A 19,272-nucleotide genomic window follows, 5' to 3' on the forward strand; every position below is an offset into this window, starting at 1 on the left:
GCCTTGCTCGCCGCGCTGCCGACGGCATCGTTCAGAACATTGCCGAGGATGTTGCGGCCGATACTGCTGCCCTTCTTGCCCTTGGGACAGCCGCCATTGCCTTCTTCGCTGGGTTTCGGTGCCGGAGTCGTCACCTTGCGGAGCAGGCTGCCGAACTGCGCGTGCGCCGGTGCAACGGCGAGCAGGCAGGCCGCGAGTACAGCCGGAGCAGCCAATATTTTACGCATCATCGAATCCACCCTCATGGCGCCCGGAACCGGGCAATCATGCGACCCCTGTAACGGTCGTTCATGCCATCCGCTGTGATTTTCATCAACTCTGCAACTTATGTCATCCAGACAGGTTGAATTAGGGCTGAATATGTCACAGTAACGCCGCCATGCTCTCGCAAAAAACCCGCTACACGATCCGCGCGTTCCAGCATCTTGCCGACCATTGGGGCAAGGGGCAGGTGCAGCTTGCGGATATTGCGGAGGCGCAGAACATTCCGCCCAAATTCCTGACGGTGATCCTGTCCGAAATGGCGCGCGAAGGATTGCTGATTTCGCAGCGCGGCCGCGACGGCGGCTACCAGCTTGCCCTCCCCCCGATCGACATCAGCTATGGCGACCTTGTCCGGCTGACGCGCGGTTCGCTCGCGCTCGTCCCCTGCGCCGCGCGCAACGCGCACGAACATTGCAAGAATTGCCTGCCCGAATCCGAATGCCGGCTGCGCAGCCTGATGCTCAAGGTCCGCGACGACACCGCGTCGATCCTCGACCGCATCACGCTCGCCGACCCGATCGCGCTGGAACCCGTGTTCGAGAAGGAAGAGGCGGCCGAATAGCAACGGCCCGCCGCACAACAAAAAAAGCCCGCTTTCGCGGGCCTTTTTTTGTAAATGGTGGAGCCTAGCGGGATCGAACCGCTGACCTCCTGCATGCCATGCAGGCGCTCTCCCAGCTGAGCTAAGGCCCCGTGCCATTTCGCGGATCGCCGTGGCCAATATTCCTGGCTGCTGCGATCGGGAGGCCGCCTTTACCAGTGCAGGCGACCGATGCAAGGGGCCAAATGCATCATCCGATGCTTTTTTGGCCCCCCGCAAGAATTATCAGGTTTCGACGTCGTCGTCGTCGGCGGTCGCGACGCCCAGATCGTCATCGCCGCCGAGGTCGACATCATTGTCGGGCGAATCGCTGTCCTCGTCGACATCGACATCCAGATCCAGATCGTCGTCCGCAACGACCTCTTCCTTGACGACCTTGCCGGGCTTTTCGATCTGCTCGAACGGCATCGGCTGTTTCGATTTCAGCACCGATTCCGGGATCCAGTTGTAACCGCAATTGATGCAGTTGATCGGATCGTCCTTGGTCAAATCATAGAATCGGGTGGCGCATTTCGGGCAGCTACGCTTCGTGCCCCATTCAGCCTTTATCATATATGCCTCGTAACCTTCTGGAAAGAGATAAGAATTTCGGGAAAGCGACGACTGCCTGTGCGGCATCCATCAAATCGGCGTGCGCCTTGCCAGATTGCAAGGCCGCTGTCAAAAGCCGCACGCCATGACCGATCAAACCGCCACGCCGCGCAGCTTTTCCGCTTCCGTTCCGCTCAAAGGTAGGATCGCGATTCCGGGTGACAAGAGCATCTCGCATCGCTCGCTGATGCTCTCCGCGCTCGCGGTCGGGGAAAGCCGTGTCACTGGCCTGCTCGAAGGGCATGACGTGCTCGCCACCGCCGCCGCGATGCGCGCGATGGGCGCGACGATCGAACGCACGGACGACGGCGAATGGCGCATCCACGGCGTCGGCGTCGGCGGACTGCTCCAGCCGCGCGAAGCGCTCGACATGGGGAACAGCGGCACCTCGACCCGCCTGCTCATGGGCCTTGTCGCGAGCCATCCGATCACCACGACCTTTATCGGCGATGCCAGCCTGTCGGGCCGCCCGATGGGCCGCGTCATCGACCCGCTGAGTCAGATGGGCGCCGATATCAGCGCCTCTCCCGGGGGCCGGCTGCCGCTGATGATGCGCGGCCTCGCGCCCGCCATCCCCCTCGCCTACCGCCTGCCCGTCGCCTCGGCGCAGGTGAAGAGCGCGATCTTGCTCGCCGGCCTCAACACGCCGGGCATCACCGAAGTGATCGAACCCGTGCCCACCCGCGACCATAGCGAACGCATGCTGCGCGGCTTCGGCGCCGACCTGACCGTCGAATTGGGCGCCGACGGCACGCGCCACATTCGCATCGTTGGCGAGGCCGAGCTGAAGCCGCAGACGATCACGGTCCCCGGCGATCCCTCGTCGGCCGCCTTCTTCATCGTCGCGGCGCTGCTCGTTCCGGGTTCGGACATCGTCGTCGCCAATGTCGGCCTCAACCCGACGCGCGCGGGTCTGGTCGACATACTCCGGCATATGGGCGGCGACATCGAGCTGCAGAACGCGCGCGAAGTCGGCGGCGAACCCGTCGCCGACCTGCGCGTCCGCCACAGCCTGCTCAAGGGCATCGACGTCGATCCGGCGGTCGCGCCGAGCATGATCGACGAATTTCCGATCCTCTTCGTCGCCGCCGCGCTCGCCGAGGGCCGCACGGTCACGACCGGGCTCGACGAGCTGCGCGTCAAGGAAAGCGACCGTATCGCGGTGATGGCGACCGGCCTCAAGGCCATCGGCGCGCGCATCCACGAAACCGGGGACGGGCTGATCATCGACGGCACCGGCGGCGACCCGCTTCCCGGCGGCGCCACCATCGCCGGCCATCTAGACCACCGCATCTGCATGAGCTTCGCCGTCGCCGGTCTCGCCAGCAAGGCGCCGGTGACGATCGACGACATCGCCCCCGTCGCGACCAGCTTTCCCAATTTCGAGGAACTGCTCGCCGGGCTTCAGCAATGATCATCGCCGTCGACGGCCCCACCGCGTCGGGCAAGGGCACCCTCGCCCGCCAGCTCGCCGAGCATTTCGGCTTGCCTGTGCTCGACACCGGGCTGCTCTATCGCGCGGTCGGTTATCAGACGCAGCTCAACCATGGCGATGCCGACAACGCCGCCGACGCGCTCGCTGCGTGCGATTTTCCGGACAGCCTGCTGGACGATCCGGCGCTGCGTTATGAAACCACGGGCGGGCTCGCCAGCCGCGTGTCGATCCATCCGCGGGTCCGCGCCGCGCTATTCCAGCGGCAGGTCGATTTCGCCAACCAGCCTGGCGGCGCGGTGCTCGACGGGCGCGATATCGGCACCGTCATCGCGCCGCACGCCGATGCCAAGCTGTTCGTCACCGCCAGTCCCGAGGAGCGCGCGCGCCGCCGCCATGTGGAAATGCGCGGACGCGGCGTCGACGTGACTTATGACGCCGTACTCGCCGACGTTCACGCCCGCGACGCGCGCGACACCGGCCGCGCCGACGCCCCGCTGGTCCGGGCAGCCGACGCCATGCTGCTCGACAACAGCGACATGGACAAGGACGCCGCGCTCGCCGCCGCGATTGCCTTCGTCGAAGAACGCCGGACGAGCCGCGGCTAGAACCGGCTTTCCGCCTTGCTTTCGCGGGGACTGCGGCCTATATGCGCCCCGTCCGACGGGCTTTATTGCAGGTCGAGGCATGGACAGACCGCCGCTCGAACCGAGCGTCGGGCGTGATGGGACGCACCCGTCGCGCCCTTTTTGCTTTGCCCATGGCTTGCCGGTGAACGGTTCGAAGGATGCTGTCCCTGCATCCGGCAGGCATGGCATATCGGCCATTAAGACCAGCGGAACCAACCGCTTGGCCGGAACAAATGAAGTAAGGATAATATCTCTATGGCCACTACGGCTTTCCCGACGCGCGACGATTTCGCCGCGATGCTCGACGAATCGCTTGGTGGTGCCGACGGCGGCTTTGAAGGCCGCGTCGTCAAGGGCACCGTGACCGCGATTGAAAACGACCTGGCAGTGATCGACATCGGTTTGAAGAGCGAAGGCCGCGTGCCGCTTCGCGAATTCGCGATGCCGGGCCAGAAGGCCGACATCAACGTCGGTGACGAAGTCGAAGTCTATGTCGACCGCGTCGAAAACGCCAATGGCGAAACCATGCTGTCGCGCGACCGTGCTCGCCGCGAAGCCGCCTGGGACCGCCTCGAAGAAGAATTCAACAAGGAAGCCCGCGTCGAAGGCGTCATCTTCGGCCGCGTCAAGGGCGGCTTCACCGTCGACCTCGGCGGCGCCGTGGCGTTCCTTCCCGGTTCGCAGGTCGACATCCGCCCGGTGCGCGACGTCGGCCCGCTCATGGACCTGCCGCAGCCCTTCCAGATCCTCAAGATGGATCGCCGCCGCGGCAACATCGTCGTGTCGCGCCGCGCCATCCTCGAAGAAACGCGCGCCGAACAGCGCTCGGGCCTGATCCAGAACCTGGAAGAAGGTCAGATCATCGAAGGCGCCGTCAAGAACATCACCGATTATGGTGCGTTCGTCGACCTCGGCGGCATCGACGGCCTGCTCCATGTCACCGACATGAGCTACAAGCGCGTCAACCACCCGAGCGAAGTCATCAACATCGGTGACAATGTCCGCGTCCAGATCATCCGCATCAACCGCGACACGCAGCGCATCAGCCTCGGCATGAAGCAGCTCGAAAGCGATCCGTGGGAAGGCGTCGCCGCCAAGTACCCCGTCGGTGCGAAGCTGTCGGGTGTCGTCACGAACATCACCGATTACGGTGCATTCGTCGAACTCGAAGCCGGCATCGAAGGTCTGGTCCACGTCAGCGAAATGTCGTGGGTCAAAAAGAACGTCCACCCCGGCAAGATCGTTTCGACGAGCCAGGAAGTCGACGTCATCGTCCTCGAAGTCGACAGCGACAAGCGCCGCATCTCGCTGGGTCTCAAGCAGGCTCAGTCGAACCCCTGGGGCGCATTCGCCGACACCCACCCCGTGGGCTCGGTCGTCGAAGGCGAAGTCAAGAACGCGACCGAATTCGGTCTGTTCGTCGGCCTGCCGGGCGACGTCGACGGCATGGTTCACATGTCGGACATCGCCTGGGGCATCTCGGGCGAAGAAGCGCTGCACCTCCACCGCAAGGGCGAGGCCGTGCAGGTCGTCGTTCTCGACGTCGACGTCGAGAAGGAACGCATCAGCCTCGGCATCAAGCAGCTTGAAAAGGGTGCTCCGGCCGTTGGCGGCGGCAGCGCCGCTGCTGCGGGTTCGGTGAAGAAGAACGACGTCATCACCGTTACCGTCCTCGAAGTCCGCGACAACGGCCTCGAAGTTCAGGCTGGCGACGATGGCGCCACGGGCTTCATCAAGCGCGCCGACCTTGGCCGCGACCGCGACGAACAGCGCGCCGAACGTTACCAGGTCGGCCAGAAGTTCGATGCGATGGTCATCGGCTTCGACCGCTCGAAAAAGCCGAACTTCTCGGTCAAGGCGATGCAGATCGCCGAAGAGAAGGAAGCCGTCGCTCAGTACGGCTCGTCGGACTCGGGTGCCTCGCTCGGCGACATCCTCGGCGAGGCGCTGAAGGCCGGCAAGAAGGATTAATTTCCTCCTTCCGCCGTCAGGCGAAACAAAAGGCCCGCAGAGTGTCCCTCTGCGGGCCTTTTTCTTTCAGTGATATATTTTGACCGGACAGTGATTCGTGATACCTTCTCCGCGCGTTGGGAGGGGTCTCACGCAATATGGACCGGCAACGACCGGATCCCGCCTCGGCGGGAATAGCGTGACTGTATATAATAGGGGAAGCACATGATCCGGTCAGAACTGGTTCAAAAGATCGCGAGCGAAAACAGCGATTTGCGGATCGAGGAAGTCGAGCGCATCGTCGACACTTTCTTCGATTCCATCGTCGATCAGCTCGCCTCGGGCGGGCGTGTCGAACTGCGCGGCTTCGGCGCCTTCTCGACCCGGTCGCGCGAATCGCGCACCGGCCGCAACCCCCGAACGGGTGCGGCGGTCGACGTGAAGGCGAAAAGCGTGCCCTATTTCAAACCGGGCAAGGAAATGCGCGAACGTCTGAACGGCTGAGCGCGCGGCTTTTTTCCCGCCATCCCGGCAAAGCCGGGATCTCACCAACGCTTCGACGCCACGTCGATAGTGTCCGCCCCTTCGACTGCCTTGCAGGCGCACAGGACGGGCTTCGCGGGAATGAAGAGCCGTTGCTAGCCGTGCGCCGGCTCAGTTCTTGAGCCGGTATCCGGTGCGGAACATCCAGAAGATGACGCCCAGGCACAGCGCCAGGAACAGCGTCACGGCGCCCATGCTGACTTCGATCCCGACATCGCCCTTGCCGAAGAAGGTCCAGCGGAAGCCGCTGATCAGATAGACGACGGGGTTGAACAGGGTCACCGTCCGCCATGCCGCGGGCAGCATGTCGAGCGAGTAGAAAGCGCCGCCCAGAAAGGTCAGCGGATAGATGACCAGCATCGGGATGACCTGAAGCTGCTCGAAGCTCTGCGCCCAGATGCCGATGATGAAGCCGAACAGGCAAAAGGTCACCGCCATCAGGATCATGAAGGCCGCCATCAACAGCGGGTGCGCGATCTGCACGTCGACGAACAGGTGCGCGGTCGCAAAGATGATCGAACCGATGATCACCGACTTCGTCGCGGCCGCGCCGACATAGGCGATCACCGTTTCCAGCGGCGACAGCGGCGCCGACAGCATCTCATAGATCGTCCCCGTCCATTTGGGCATATAGATGCCGAACGAGGCGTTGCTGATGCTTTCGGTGAACATCGTCAGCATCATCAGCCCCGGCACGATGAACGCGCCATAGGGAACGTTGTTGACCTCGGTCATGCGGCTGCCGATCGCCGATCCGAAAACGACGAAATAAAGCGCCGTCGTGATTACCGGCAAAGCGAGGCTCGTCCAGACGGTGCGCCCGAAGCGCGCCAGTTCGAACGCATAGATTGCGCGCACACCGCGCCAGTTCGCGGTCATGCGGCTTCTCCCTTTGCACCGTTTGATTCATGGACCAGCCCGACGAAAATATCCTCGAGCGAGCTTTGCCGCGTGTGCAGATCCTTGAACTGGACCCCGATGTCGGTCATTCGCCGCAACAGCGAGGGCACCCCGGTCGCCTCGGCGCGGCTGTCGAATTCATAGACCAGCTCATTGCCCTCGCCCGCCAGCGCCAGCTTCCACTGCGCCAGCTCTTCGGGGATCGCCGTCAGCGGATCGACCAGATTGAGCGTCAGCGTCTTGCGCCCCAGCTTCTTGATCAGTTCGTCCTTCTGCTCGACCAGGATCAGCCGCCCGCCGGTGATCACCCCGACGCGGTCGGCCATCTCCTCGGCCTCCTCGATATAATGGGTGGTGAGGATGATCGTGACGCCGCGCTCGCGCAGGCCGCGCACCATGTTCCACATATCGCGGCGCAGTTCGACATCGACCCCCGCGGTCGGCTCGTCGAGGAACAGGATTTCGGGCTCGTGACTGAGCGCCTTGGCGATCATGACGCGGCGCTTCATCCCGCCCGACAATTCCATGATCTTCGATGTGCGCTTGTCCCAGAGCGACAGGTCGCGCAGCAATTGCTCGATGAACGCGGGGTCGCGCGGCTTGCCGAACAGCCCGCGCGAGAAACTCACCGTCGCCATCACGGTTTCGAACGCATCGGTGTGCAGTTCCTGCGGCACCAGCCCGATCATCGTCCGCGCGGCGCGATAATCGCGGGCGTGGTCGTGTCCGGCGACGGTCACCGTCCCCGCCGTGGCGGTCACGATTCCGCAGACGATGCTGATCAGCGTCGTCTTGCCGGCGCCGTTCGGCCCGAGCAGCGCGAAAATCTCGCCCTTGTTGATGGAGAGGTCGACATCGCGCAGTGCTGTGTGACCGCTTTTATAGGTTTTTCCGAGGCCGGAAATTTCAAGGACTGGAGTCATGCCACGCGTCTAGCCGAGCCGCCCGACGGCGTGAAGCGGCAAACAGCGCTTGACCTCCATCGGCCCATCGGCTTGACCGGCGTCGGTCATGCGGACGTGGCGAAATCGGTAGACGCAGCAGACTTAAAATCTGCCATCCTCTGGGTATGCGGGTTCAAGTCCCGCCGTCCGCACCAGCTTTGTGACAGATCGGTCCGCAAGCCGGATGCCCACTTCCGGTTTTGCCCGGCATCACTATGATGCATTTCGATGCCGCCAGAAACAGACATGCCGAAGTCCGGGGCCAAGACCCTCCTGCCAAGGATCATGATCGGCTTCGCCGTCCTGTCACTCGCCAGTTGCGGCCTGTTCGGCGAGCGCGGCCCGGTCAGGATCGCCGCCATCGGCCCGCTCAATCCCTCGGCGAACCCGGCGGCAGGCGAACTGTCGTCCGCCAACGCCGCGCTGCTCGACGCGACCTCGCAGGGGCTGGTCAGCTACGACGGCGAGGGGCAGATCGACACCGGCCTCGCCGATCGCTGGACCGTCACCACCGACGGACGCAGCTATATCTTCCGCCTGCGCGAAGCCAAATGGACCAACGGGCGCAAGGTTACGGCCGAAGATGTCGCCGCGATCCTGCGGTCCTATCTCGCCCCCGCGAGCCGCCACGTCCTGAAGAGCGATTTTCCCGAGATCGAAACGATCAAGGCGATGACCGACACCGTCATCGAAATCCGGCTCTCGGTGCCGCAGCCCGCGATCCTCGAACTGCTCGCGCAGCCCTCGATGGCGATCGTCAACAAGGGCATGGGCTGGGGACCGATGCGCGCGCGCAAGATCGGGCGCGCGGTGCTGCTCTCCCCCGTCCCCGATCCGCTCGCCGAAGATCCCGAGGCGGCCGAGGCCGCCGCGAACGATCCCGCCGCCTCGATCGAGCTTGTCGGCACGTCGCCCGCCGGGGCGCTCGCGCGGTTCAAGAACGGCTATGCCGATGGCGTCGTCGGCGGCCGTTTTTCGACCCTGCCCTATTTCGCCGCGTCGAACGTCGGCCGTTCGCGCCTTGTCGTCGATCCGGTCCCCGGCCTGTTCGGCCTGTCGTTTGTCCGGCCCGAGGGCTTCCTCGCGACCGACGCCAACCGCGACGCGCTCGTGCGCGCGATCCGGCGCGAGCGGTTGATCGAGGCGTTCGGGCTCGCCGAATGGCAGCCGCAGGTCACGCTCCGCCCAACGCTCTACGCGCGCGACGGCGGTCCCGCTCCGCTCGTCCCCGTCTGGGCCGAATATGACGAAGCGTCGCGGGTCGCGCAGGCGAAACGCGCCGTCGATGCGTGGCGCGGCGCCGGACGTGAGATCGAGCCGCTGCGCATCGCCGTCCCCGACACCCCCGGCGGCCGCATTCTGTTCGCCTATGTGTCAGCCGATTTCAAAGCGATCGGGGTGCCGAGCCAGCGCGTCCCGATGGCGGCGACCGCCGACCTCCGGCTGATCGACGAAGTCGCGCCGAACGATGATGCGCTGTGGGCGCTGCGCCGCCTCTCGTGCCGCCGCGATACGCTCTGCAACCGCGAGGCGCAGGAACTGATCGACCAGGCGACGGCCAACATCGACGCCGGCCAGCGCCGGGTGCAGGTGAGCGAGGCCGAGGCGGTGCTTGGTCGCTATGTCCCCTTCATTCCGCTCGCGACGCCGCTCCGCTGGTCGGTCGCGTCGCAGCGTCTTACCGGCCTGCGCGCCAACGGCCGCGCGCAGCACCCATTGAATCATGTGATCGCCTTACCTAACTAATACAGTGGCGCTGCACCTTTGAGCGCTTTTGAAAGGACCCAAATGGCCCCTTCGCCCCCGAATCCCGACGCGATCTTCGACGCGCTGATCGCGAATCGCAGCGACCCCGCGGCGCTGCGCAAGCGCGTCGAGACGCTCGAAATCCTGCTCGAACGCAGCTTCATCATTCCCGGCATCAACCGCCCCGTTGGCCTCGACGCGATCGTCGGCCTTGTCCCCGTGGTCGGCGACGTGATCGCCGCGACGATGGGCGCCTACCTCATCTGGGAAGCGCGCAACCTCGGCATGCCGAAATGGAAGATCTGGCGCATGGTCGGCAACCTCGGCGTCGACACCGCGCTCGGCGCGGTGCCGCTCGTCGGCGACGCCTTCGACTTCTTCTTCCGCTCCAACACGCGCAATCTCAAGATCATCAAGAAGCATCTCGACAAGCATCATCCGGGCACGATCATCATCGATCAGTGATCCCCGTCGTCATTGCGAGGAGCCGAAGGCGACGCGGCAATCCAGAGCCTGCGTAAACCGCTCTGGATTGCTTCGCTCCGCTCGCAATGACGATAGTTGCGCTCGCAACCGTCTTTCCCTCGGGTGTCTAATGCTGCTAGCACAGCGCCGCCACACCCAGGGGAGACCATCGAATGATCCGCGCCAGCCTTGCCGCGCTTGCCCTCAGCTGTTCCATCACCGCCGTCGCGGTCGCCGCGCCGCAAGATAAGGATCCCTACCTCTGGCTCGAGAATATCGAGGGCACGAAGGCACTCGACTGGGTCAAAAAGGAAAATGCGGCAACCGACAAGCTGATCACCAGCCGCCCGGGTTTCGAGGCGGACCGCAAGCGCGCGCGCGAAATCCTCGACGACGACCGCCAGATCGCCGAGCCCGGCGAAGTGATGGGCGATCGCGTAACCAATTTCTGGCGCGACGCGACCAACCCGCGCGGCATCTGGCGTCAGAGCCCGCTCGATGCCTATCTCGCCGGAAAGCCCGTCTGGACGACGCTCATCGACGTCGATGCGCTCGGCAAGACCGAGAAGCAGAGCTGGGTGTGGCACGGCGCCGACTGCCTCGCCCCCGATTACAAGCGCTGCCTCATCTCGGTGAGCCCCGGCGGCACCGATGCCGACGTCGTTCGCGAATGGGACCGCACCACCAAAAGCTTCGTCGATGGCGGCTTCACCCTGCCACAGGCGAAGAGCAGCGTGACATGGGAAGACGCCGACACCCTGCTCGTCGCGACCGACTATGGCGCGGGCAGCATGACCGCATCGGTCTATCCACGCATCGTCAAACGCTGGAAGCGCGGCACCCCGCTCGCTTCGGCCGTGACGGTCGCCGAGGGCGAGCCTGAGGACGTCGGCATGAACGTCTTCGCCTTCACCGACGGCGACAAGCGCTGGCCGATGATCAGCCGCGGCAAGACCTTCTACACCACCGACGTCAAGCTGCCGAACGTCGACGGGGCACAATATATCTCGTCGATCATTCCCGACACCGCCAGCGTGCGCGAGGTCATCGACGGCCAGCTGATCATCTTTCTCAACAAGGATTGGGCGAATATCCCCGCGGGCTCGCTCGTCTCCTTGTCGCTCGCCGACATGTCGGCCGACCGGCAGGTCCCGATCGTCACCGCGATGACGCCGACGAAGGCGCAGGCGATCGAGAATGTCTCGGCGACCGACAATATCCTGTGGGTCAAGGCGCTCGACGATGTCGAGGGCAAGCTGTTCGCGCTGCGCCGCGATCCGAAGACCGGAAACTGGAGCCAGAAGGAGGTTCCGCTCGCCGCCAACGCGACCGTCAACATCGCGGGCACGATCGGCAAGCGCGACACCATCCTCGCCACGGCCGAAACGATGCTGATGCCGCCGACGCTCTACGCGGTGTCCGAAGGCAAGGCGCCGCAAGCCGTGCAGAGCCTGCCCGCGACCTTCGACGCCAGGGATATGAGCGTCGAGAAGCGTTTCGCGACGTCGAGGGACGGCACGAAAATCCCCTATTTCCTCGCGCGCAAGAAGGGCGCGACCGGCCCCGTCCCCGCGCTCGTCCACGCCTATGGCGGCTTCCGCGCCGCGCAGACGCCCGGCTATCTCACCGGCCAGCCGTACCGCGCCGGCCCGCTCGGGCTGTTCTGGGTCGAGGACGGCAACGCCTATGTCCTCGCGGGCATCCGCGGCGGCGGCGAATATGGTCCCGCCTGGCACCAGGCGGCGCTGCGTGAGAAACGCCAGAACAGCTTCGACGATCTTCACGCGGTCGCCGAGGATCTGGTGAAGACCGGGGTCAGCGCCAAGGGCAAGATTGCGATCTCGGGCCGCTCGAACGGCGGCGTGCTCGTCGGCGCGGCGATGACGCAGCGCTCCGACCTTTACGGCGCGGTCATCTCGGGTTCGCCGATCAAGGATATGTGGCGTTACGACAAGATGCTCGCGGGCGCCTCGTGGGTGGCCGAATATGGCGACCCCGAGTTGCCCGAGGATTGGGCGTTCCTGTCGAAATATTCGCCCTATCAGGGCATCCGCAAGGGCGTGAAATACCCGCCGATCTTCCTCTACCTCTCGACCAAGGACGACCGCGTCCACCCCGGCCACGCGCGCAAATATGCCGCGCGGCTGATGGAGAACGGCAACCGCGTCTATTATCACGAATATATCGAAGGCGGCCATTCGGTCGGCGCCGACCATGCCGAGGATGCGGTGCGCGCCGCGATGCTCCACGGCTTCCTGCTGCGCGAACTGGTGGAGAAGAAATAGGCGCGTCCCCAGCCTAGCGGATCTGCCTTTTCTCCAGCTTCCGCGCCAGCGTCCGCCGGTGCATGCCCAGCCGGCGGGCGGTCTCCGAAATATTGAAATCGGTCTCGACCAAAATCTGGTGGATATGCTCCCACTCGACGGTCTTGATCGATGACGGACGGTCGCCCACCGGCGTTTCGACATTGCCCTCGGCGCGGTCGAACGCCGCCTCGATGTCGTCGGTGTTCGACGGCTTGGCGAGATAATAGGAGGCGCCGAGCTTGATCGCCTCGACCGCGGTGGCGATGCTCGCAAAGCCGGTGAGCACGACGACCCGCATCAGCGCATCGCTCGCGCGCAGCGTCTGCACGCACGCCAGCCCCGACGCGCTGCCCAGCTTCAGGTCGACCACCGCATAACCCGGCCGGAAATTCTGCAAAAGCGCGGCCATTTCTTCGGGGCTGTGCGCGACCTCCACCGCATAGCCGCGCCGTTCGAACGAGCGTTTCAGCGTCCGCGCCAACGTCTCGTCATCCTCGACGATCAGCAATTGCCGCCCGTCGTTCTTGGCCTCGCTCATGCCGTTTCTCCACCGGGCCGCGCAACCGCCGAAATCGGCAGCGTGATCCGCACCAAGGCACCGCCTGCATCGCGGTTCGCCACCGTCGCCCCGCCCCCGAGCTTGCGCAAGACGTTGACGAGCAGGAACAGCCCGAGCCCGCCGCCCGGGCGTCCCTTGGTCGAACGATAGGGCTGGCCGAAATTCGCGAGCATCTCGTCGCTGAATCCCGGGCCGCGATCGGCGATCTCGATCACCGCCATATCGCCGTCGCGCGTCGCGCTGACCCCGACCCAGTCGGGCGAGACTTCGGAGGCATTGTCCATCACATTGTCGATCACCTGGCGCAGCGCGGGGTCCGACACGATTGCGACATCGGCGCCGAAACGGTCGTTGAACTCGACCGTCCCGGGCCGCCGCAGCGCGCGCGATCCGGTGACGATGCCGGTCAGGAAGGCGCGCATCGTCGTCAGTTGCGGTGCCTCGCCGCGCGCTTCGCCCGCCGACATCAAAATGCCGCTGACGATCGCCTTGCAGCGCTGCACCGCCGCATCCATGTCGGCCAGATCCTCCTGCATCTCGCGATCCTTCGCGAGCCGCGGCGCCGCCTTCCAGTCGCCGATCAGCACCGACAATGTCGACAGCGGCGTGCCCAGTTCATGCGCCGCGCCCGACGCGAGCAGCCCCATGCGCACGATATGATCCTCTTCGGCCGCGCGCTGGCGGCTCGCCGCGAGCGCGGCGTCGCTGTCGCGCAGATTGCGGTTGATCCGCGTGACGAAGGCGACGAACAGCACCGCGATCAGCAGGAAGCAGACAAAACTGCCCTTCAGATACAGCCCCATCGGATCGTCGGCATAGGCGGGCGGCAGCACGAGCGGCGTCGGATCGATGCGCAGGGCCGCAAGCGCCGCCAATGCCGCAACGACGATCGCCCACGATGACCGCGGGGTCAGCAGGATCGCGCCGATCACGACCTGCAGCAGGAACAGCGAGGCAAAGGGATTGGCAAGCCCGCCGCTATGATGCAGCTGCCACCCGAGCGCGGCAACATCGAACAGCAGCACCGCGGTCAGCTCGGCATTGGTCACCGCGCGGCCGCGGCGAAGCAGGGCGATGCTCGCGAAGTTGATCGCGATCAGCACCATGACCGCGGCGAGCAAGGGCGCGTGCGGCAGTGCGATGCCCATCGGCCCGCTGACGATGCCGATCGTCGCCAGCTGCCCCCCGACCGCAATCCAGCGCAGCTGGATCAGCAGCGTCATATTGCGGCGGCCGGCGGGCGCCCTCGAAGGCGTGGTCGGCAGGATGGTCGGGCGGGTCATCAATCGCGGATACGCCACAGCCGCCACGCAAAAAAGAGGCTGAGCGCACAAAGCGCGAACCAGGTCAGCGCATAGACCATATGATTGTCGGGAAAGCGCACGACGGTCAGCCCGCCGACCGGATAACCGCCGGGGTTTGGCGTGGCGTCGGCATCGACGAAATAGGGCGCGGTATTGCGCAATCCCCTCGCCTTCGCGATCGCCGCGACGTCGCGCGAAAACCAGCGATCCGCCGCCGGGTCGTTCGAACGAAGAAAGGCGCCCTCGGGCTCGGTGACCCGCAGCAGCCCGGTCACCGTCACTAGCCCCGCAATATTGCCAGCCGTCCGCGCCGTCGGATTACGCCGATCCTTGGGCACGAAACCCCGATTGACGAGCAGCGTGAACCCCGGCGTTTCAAGCGGGGTCAGCACCCAATAACCGGGGCCGCGATCGGTCACGGCCTGCACCAGCGTCTCTCGATCATGGCGAAAAGTGCCTGCGGCGATGACGCGGCGATAGGCATCATCCTTCGCGTCGACGGCATTCCACGCCCCAGGCCCCGGCGCCGCGACCGGCGCCGCATGGATGCGCGCATCGACCGCCGCGACCAGCTCATGTTTCCACATGCGCCGTTCGAGCTGCCAGACGCCGAGCGCCGCGAGGCCGATCGCCGCGATCAGCGCCGCTGCGGCAAAGGCCGCGCGGCGGGTGCGTGTCACGGCACCTGACCCGTCACTTGCCCCGACGTCTGGCTCGTCGGTTCGTGCGGCATCGGCATCATGTTGGTGTTGAGGTGGTGCATCACCCACAGCGACCCCGCCAGCATGATCACGACGACGATCACGGTGAAGATCAGCGAAGTCAGCGACCAGCCGCCCTCGGCCTTCGGCGTCATATGGAGGAAGAAGACCATGTGGACGACGATCTGGACCACGGCAAAGCCCATGATGATCGCGCCCGTCGCGCCCGCGCTCAGCGGCATCGTCATCACCAGCCAGAAGGGGATGGCGGTCAGGATCACCGACAGGACAAAGCCGATGACATAGTCGCGCATCGACGCGTGCGGCATCTCGATCTCGTGATGGCCGTCGTGCGGATGGGCGGCGGCGTGAGGATCGCGGCTCATCGCAGCACTCCCATCAGATAGACAAAGGTGAAGACGCCGATCCACACAACGTCGAGGAAGTGCCAGAACATCGACAGGCACATCACGCGGCGCTTGTTCGCGGCGATCAGCCCGTGCCTCGACAGCTGGACCATCAAAGTCACCAGCCACACGATGCCGAAGGTGACGTGCAGCCCATGCGTGCCGACCAGCGTGAAGAAGCTCGACAGGAAGGCACTGCGCTGCGGCCCCGCGCCGATCTCGATCAGATGGTGGAATTCGAAAAGCTCGATCCCGAGGAAGGCGAGCCCGAAGAGCGCGGTGACCGCGAGCCAGATCTGGACGCCGCGCACCTTGCCCTGCTGCATCTGGAGCACCGCAAAGCCATAGGTGATCGACGAGAAGAGCAGCATCGCGGTGTTGAGCGCGATCAGCTTCAGGTCGAACAGATCCTTCGGCGCCGGACCCGCGGCATAATTGCCGCCGAGCACCGCATAGCAGGCGAACAGGATCGCAAAGATGAGGCAGTCGCTCATCAGATAGATCCAGAAGCCCAGCATCGTGCTGTGCCCCTCGGGATGCGCATGCTCGTCGAGGTCGTAGAAGCGGACGGGCTCGTTCGCGGAGATCGGGGCGGCGGTCAAAGTCTTGGCACTCATCGCATCAGGCTCCGGCCGCCAGCTGGCGGGTCCGCGCGTCCTCGACCGCGGTGACCGTCGCCGCCGGGATGTCGAAATCGCGCTTGTAGTTGAAGGTGTGATAGATCGCGCCGACGATCGTCGCGGCAAAGCTCAGCGCCGCCAGCCACCAGATGTGCCACACCAGCGCGAAACCCATGACCAGGCAGAAGCCCGACAGGATCATCCCCGTGCCGGTGTTGCTCGGCATATGAATGTCGCGATAGCCACCCTCCGGCCGCTGATGCCCGCGCTTCTTCATGTCGTACCACGCATCGAGATCGTGAATGACGGGCGTGAAGGCGAAATTATAGTCGGGCGGCGGCGAGCTGGTCGCCCATTCGAGCGTGCGGCCGTCCCATGGATCGCCGCCCGTGGTGTCGCGCAGCTCCTTGCGGCGCCAGATGCTGACGCCGAACTGGATCAGCATCGCGCCGATGCCCGCCGCGACGATCAGCGCGCCGATGCCCGCAATCACGAACCAGATTTGCAGGCTCGGGTCGTCGAACACGCGCATCCGCCGCGTCACGCCCATCAGGCCGAGGATATAGAGCGGCGTGAAGGCGACCCAGAAGCCGACGACCCAGCACCAGAAACTGATCTTGCCCCAGAACACGTCGAGCTTGTAGCCGAACGCCTTGGGCCACCAGTAATTGATCGCCGCGAACAGGCCGAACAACACGCCGCCGATGATCACATTGTGGAAATGCGCGATCAGGAACAGCGAGTTGTGCAGCACGAAGTCGGCGGGCGGCACCGCGAGCAGCACCCCGGTCATGCCGCCGATGACAAAGGTCAGCATGAAGGCGATCGTCCACATCATCGGCAGTTCGAAACGGATGCGGCCGCGGTACATGGTGAAAAGCCAGTTGAAGAGCTTCGCCCCCGTCGGGATCGAGATCACCATCGTCGTGATGCCGAAGAAGCTGTTGACGCTCGCCCCCGACCCCATCGTGAAGAAGTGGTGCAGCCAGACGAGGTACGACAGGATCGTGATACAGATCGTCGCATAGACCATCGACGTGTAACCGAAGAGCCGCTTGCCCGAGAAGGTCGAGGTGACTTCGGAAAAGACGCCGAACAGCGGCAGCACGAGGATATAGACCTCGGGGTGCCCCCAGATCCAGATCAGGTTCACATACATCATCGGCGATCCGCCGAGGTCGTTGGTAAAGAAGTTCGTGCCGACATAACGGTCGAGGGTGAGCAGTACGAGCGTCGCGGTCAGGATCGGGAACGACGCCACGATCAGGATGTTCGCGCAGAGCGAGGTCCAGGTGAAGACGGGCATCTTCATCAGCCCCATGCCCGGCGCGCGCAGCTTCAGGATCGTGACGATCAGGTTGATGCCCGACAGGGTGGTGCCGACGCCGGCTATCTGTAAGCCCCAGATATAATAGTCGACGCCGACATTGGGGCTGTAGGCGATGCCCGACAAAGGCGGATAGGCAAGCCAGCCGGTCTGTGCATATTCGCCGATAAACAGCGAGATCATCGTCAGCACCGCACCCGCGGTCGTCATCCAGAAACTGAAATTGTTGAGGAAAGGGAAACTGACGTCGCGCGCGCCGATCTGCAGCGGCACGACATAATTCATCAGCCCGGTGATGAACGGCATCGCGACGAAGAAGATCATGATCACGCCGTGCGCGGTGAACACCTGGTCATAATGATGCGGGGTGAGGTATCCCTCGGACCCGCCGAACGCCATTGCCTGCTGGATACGCATCATGATCGCGTCGGCAAAACCGCGCAGGAACATGATGAGCCCCAGGATCATGTACATGATCCCGATGCGCTTGTGATCGACCGTGGTGAACCACTCGGTCCACAAATAGCCCCAGAGGCGGAACCTGGTGATCAGGCCGAGCACGGCGATGCCGCCAAGGACGACGCCGATGAAAGTGAAGACAAGGATCGGCTCGTGCAGCGGCAGCGCCTCGAACGACAGCTTGCCAAGGATCGGACCGGTTTCGGGTGCGGGATGCGGGATGGTCATGGGATCTCGGGCTCGTTCAGGACAGCGGGCGGTCGGCGGCGGCGGGGGCGCGCAGCGCGGTGCGTTCGGGCTTGGCAGGGTGGGGAAGCCCCTCGCCCTTCAGTTTTTCCGGGGCGACCGGCTTCGCGTCGGGGCGGTCGTTCGACATCACCGGCGCGCTGCAATAGGCCGCGACATAACGCATGCTCCAGCGTGCGGCGTCGACGGTGCCGCGCGCGGCGAACTTGTCATAGGTGACCTGCCGGACATTGCCGATGCCCGCGATGCCCGCGCCGCCCGCGGCGTCGAGCGACATCATGTCGTGCATGCACATCTTGCCGGGCTCGACGCACATGTTGACGACCGCGTCGAACAGCTGCGGATCGCTCGCGGCAAAGCGGCGCACGGGTTCCTTGTGCGTCGGTTTTTCGAGCTTCAGATATTCGGCGCGGCTGAGGTCGCCCTCGGCCGAAGCCTTGGCGGCCGCGACCCATTTGTCGAACTCGCCAGCGGGCAGGCTCTTCACTGCAAAGCGCATGTTCGAAAAACCCCAGCCCGAATAATTGGCCGAAAAGCCTTCATAATCGCCGGTCTTGTCGAACACGCCGTGCAGCTTGGTTTCCATGCCCGGCATGGCGTAGATCTGCCCCGCGAGCGCGGGCACATAAAAGCTGTTCATCACCGACGAGGAGGAGATGCGGAAACGGACCGGCCGGTTCACCGGCAAGGCCAGCTCGTTCACCGTCGCCACGCCCTGTTCGGGATAGATGAACAGCCATTTCCAGTCGAGCGCGACGACCTGCACGTCGAGCGGCTTCACCTCCGCCGCCACGGGCTTGCCCGGCGCCGTCCGCGCCAGCGGGCGATAGGGATCGAGCAAATGCGTCGCGACCCATGTCACCGCACCCAGACAGATGATGATCAAGAGCGGCGCCGACCAGATGACCAGCTCGAGCTGCGTCGAATGGTCCCAGTCGGGCTTGTACGTCGCGTCCTTGTTCGACGCGCGATACTTCCACGCGAAGAAGATCGTCAGCCCCATCACCGGCACGATGATCAGCAGCATCAGCACGGTCGACAGGACGATCAGGTCGCCCTGCTGGCGCGCAACGTCGCCGGCGGGATCGAGCACGATCAGTCCGCAGCCCGACAACAGAGGCAACGCGGCGAGCAGCGGCAAGAGCCGCAATCGGGCGGGAAAACGGGGGAGATTGCTTGGCATGATGCGCGCGGAGGGCCCGCCCTCAATTTCAGCGGCGTCGAGGCGCCCAAATGGCGAACAGCTCGGGCCGAAAGACGCGCCGCGAGGGCTGGTTG

The 19,272-nt window shown here is 64.6% G+C and carries 18 protein-coding genes, 2 tRNA genes and 1 pseudogene; 9 read left to right on the forward strand and 12 right to left on the reverse strand.

Annotated features, from left to right (window positions below; translation table 11 throughout):
- A pseudogene (locus tag ACREBX_RS01575) lies at positions 1-230 on the reverse strand (hypothetical protein); the annotation flags it as partial.
- A 149-nt stretch (positions 231-379) separates the two neighbouring features.
- Between ACREBX_RS01575 and ACREBX_RS01580 the strand changes: the two are divergent.
- On the forward strand, positions 380-826 hold the full coding sequence (locus tag ACREBX_RS01580; RefSeq protein ID WP_431560002.1) for an RrF2 family transcriptional regulator: 447 nt from the start codon (positions 380-382) through the stop codon (positions 824-826).
- 55 nt (positions 827-881) lie between these two features.
- Here the strand turns inward: ACREBX_RS01580 and ACREBX_RS01585 are convergent.
- Positions 882-957: transfer RNA gene (locus ACREBX_RS01585), tRNA-Ala, on the reverse strand.
- Between the two features lie 133 nt (positions 958-1,090).
- Positions 1,091-1,417 (reverse strand): TIGR02300 family protein, encoded by a 327-nt coding sequence (locus ACREBX_RS01590; protein WP_431560003.1) that lies wholly within the window; start codon positions 1,415-1,417, stop codon positions 1,091-1,093.
- Between the two features lie 124 nt (positions 1,418-1,541).
- Between ACREBX_RS01590 and aroA the strand changes: the two genes are divergently transcribed.
- From aroA to ACREBX_RS01610, 4 genes are all read left to right on the forward strand, one after another.
- Entirely contained in the window at positions 1,542-2,870 is a 1,329-nt protein-coding gene (aroA, locus tag ACREBX_RS01595) for a 3-phosphoshikimate 1-carboxyvinyltransferase (protein ID WP_431560004.1), read from the forward strand.
- Complete coding sequence (locus ACREBX_RS01600) at positions 2,867-3,496, forward strand: (d)CMP kinase (protein WP_431560005.1); 630 nt, start codon at positions 2,867-2,869, stop codon at positions 3,494-3,496. Before aroA ends, ACREBX_RS01600 begins: the two co-directional genes overlap by 4 nt.
- A gap of 276 nt (positions 3,497-3,772) precedes the next feature.
- Positions 3,773-5,488, forward strand: a complete 1,716-nt coding sequence (gene rpsA / locus ACREBX_RS01605; RefSeq protein WP_431560006.1) for a 30S ribosomal protein S1 — start codon at positions 3,773-3,775, stop codon at positions 5,486-5,488.
- 204 nt (positions 5,489-5,692) lie between these two features.
- Positions 5,693-5,971 carry an integration host factor subunit beta gene (locus ACREBX_RS01610; RefSeq protein ID WP_431560007.1) on the forward strand — a complete coding sequence of 93 codons (279 nt, stop codon included), beginning with the start codon at positions 5,693-5,695 and terminating at the stop codon, positions 5,969-5,971.
- 150 nt (positions 5,972-6,121) lie between these two features.
- On the opposite strand, the gene ACREBX_RS01615 is transcribed toward ACREBX_RS01610, so the two are convergent.
- Both ACREBX_RS01615 and ACREBX_RS01620 read right to left on the reverse strand, forming a co-directional pair.
- Positions 6,122-6,889 carry an ABC transporter permease gene (locus tag ACREBX_RS01615; protein WP_431560008.1) on the reverse strand — a complete coding sequence of 256 codons (768 nt, stop codon included), beginning with the start codon at positions 6,887-6,889 and terminating at the stop codon, positions 6,122-6,124.
- Positions 6,886-7,833: an ABC transporter ATP-binding protein gene (locus tag ACREBX_RS01620; RefSeq protein WP_431560009.1), complete on the reverse strand. Its 948-nt coding sequence runs from the start codon at positions 7,831-7,833 to the stop codon at positions 6,886-6,888. The genes ACREBX_RS01615 and ACREBX_RS01620 overlap by 4 nt, the downstream gene beginning before the upstream one ends.
- A 90-nt stretch (positions 7,834-7,923) precedes the next feature.
- Here ACREBX_RS01620 and ACREBX_RS01625 point away from each other — a divergent pair.
- From ACREBX_RS01625 to ACREBX_RS01640, 4 genes are all read left to right on the forward strand, one after another.
- Positions 7,924-8,009, forward strand: a tRNA-Leu gene (locus tag ACREBX_RS01625).
- Positions 8,010-8,139: 130 nt separating this feature from the next.
- Positions 8,140-9,600 carry an ABC transporter substrate-binding protein gene (locus ACREBX_RS01630; protein ID WP_431560010.1) on the forward strand — a complete coding sequence of 487 codons (1,461 nt, stop codon included), beginning with the start codon at positions 8,140-8,142 and terminating at the stop codon, positions 9,598-9,600.
- A gap of 42 nt (positions 9,601-9,642) precedes the next feature.
- Complete coding sequence (locus ACREBX_RS01635; RefSeq protein ID WP_431560011.1) at positions 9,643-10,065, forward strand: DUF4112 domain-containing protein; 423 nt, start codon at positions 9,643-9,645, stop codon at positions 10,063-10,065.
- A 173-nt stretch (positions 10,066-10,238) separates the two neighbouring features.
- Positions 10,239-12,350: a prolyl oligopeptidase family serine peptidase gene (locus ACREBX_RS01640; RefSeq protein ID WP_431560012.1), complete on the forward strand. Its 2,112-nt coding sequence runs from the start codon at positions 10,239-10,241 to the stop codon at positions 12,348-12,350.
- Positions 12,351-12,363: 13 nt separating this feature from the next.
- Here ACREBX_RS01640 and ACREBX_RS01645 read toward each other — a convergent pair whose 3' ends face one another.
- From ACREBX_RS01645 to cyoA, 7 genes are read right to left on the reverse strand one after another with little or no spacing between them, the layout of a single operon-like run.
- Positions 12,364-12,909, reverse strand: a complete 546-nt coding sequence (locus ACREBX_RS01645; RefSeq protein ID WP_431560013.1) for a response regulator transcription factor — start codon at positions 12,907-12,909, stop codon at positions 12,364-12,366.
- On the reverse strand, positions 12,906-14,213 hold the full coding sequence (locus ACREBX_RS01650) for an ATP-binding protein (protein WP_431560014.1): 1,308 nt from the start codon (positions 14,211-14,213) through the stop codon (positions 12,906-12,908). The genes ACREBX_RS01645 and ACREBX_RS01650 overlap by 4 nt, the downstream gene beginning before the upstream one ends.
- Positions 14,213-14,914 (reverse strand): SURF1 family protein, encoded by a 702-nt coding sequence (locus ACREBX_RS01655; RefSeq protein ID WP_431560015.1) that lies wholly within the window; start codon positions 14,912-14,914, stop codon positions 14,213-14,215. The genes ACREBX_RS01650 and ACREBX_RS01655 overlap by 1 nt, the downstream gene beginning before the upstream one ends.
- On the reverse strand, positions 14,911-15,321 hold the full coding sequence (cyoD, locus tag ACREBX_RS01660; protein ID WP_431560016.1) for a cytochrome o ubiquinol oxidase subunit IV: 411 nt from the start codon (positions 15,319-15,321) through the stop codon (positions 14,911-14,913). The genes ACREBX_RS01655 and cyoD overlap by 4 nt, the downstream gene beginning before the upstream one ends.
- Complete coding sequence (gene cyoC / locus ACREBX_RS01665) at positions 15,318-15,959, reverse strand: cytochrome o ubiquinol oxidase subunit III (RefSeq protein WP_431560017.1); 642 nt, start codon at positions 15,957-15,959, stop codon at positions 15,318-15,320. The genes cyoD and cyoC overlap by 4 nt, the downstream gene beginning before the upstream one ends.
- A 4-nt stretch (positions 15,960-15,963) precedes the next feature.
- Positions 15,964-17,976, reverse strand: coding sequence for a cytochrome o ubiquinol oxidase subunit I (cyoB, locus tag ACREBX_RS01670; RefSeq protein WP_431560018.1), 2,013 nt, complete (start codon positions 17,974-17,976; stop codon positions 15,964-15,966).
- Between the two features lie 16 nt (positions 17,977-17,992).
- On the reverse strand, positions 17,993-19,177 hold the full coding sequence (gene cyoA, locus ACREBX_RS01675) for a ubiquinol oxidase subunit II (protein ID WP_431560019.1): 1,185 nt from the start codon (positions 19,175-19,177) through the stop codon (positions 17,993-17,995).
- Between the last annotated feature and the right edge of the window lie 95 nt (positions 19,178-19,272).

This window comes from Sphingopyxis sp. (assembly GCF_050725655.1).
Lineage (GTDB): Bacteria > Pseudomonadota > Alphaproteobacteria > Sphingomonadales > Sphingomonadaceae > Sphingopyxis.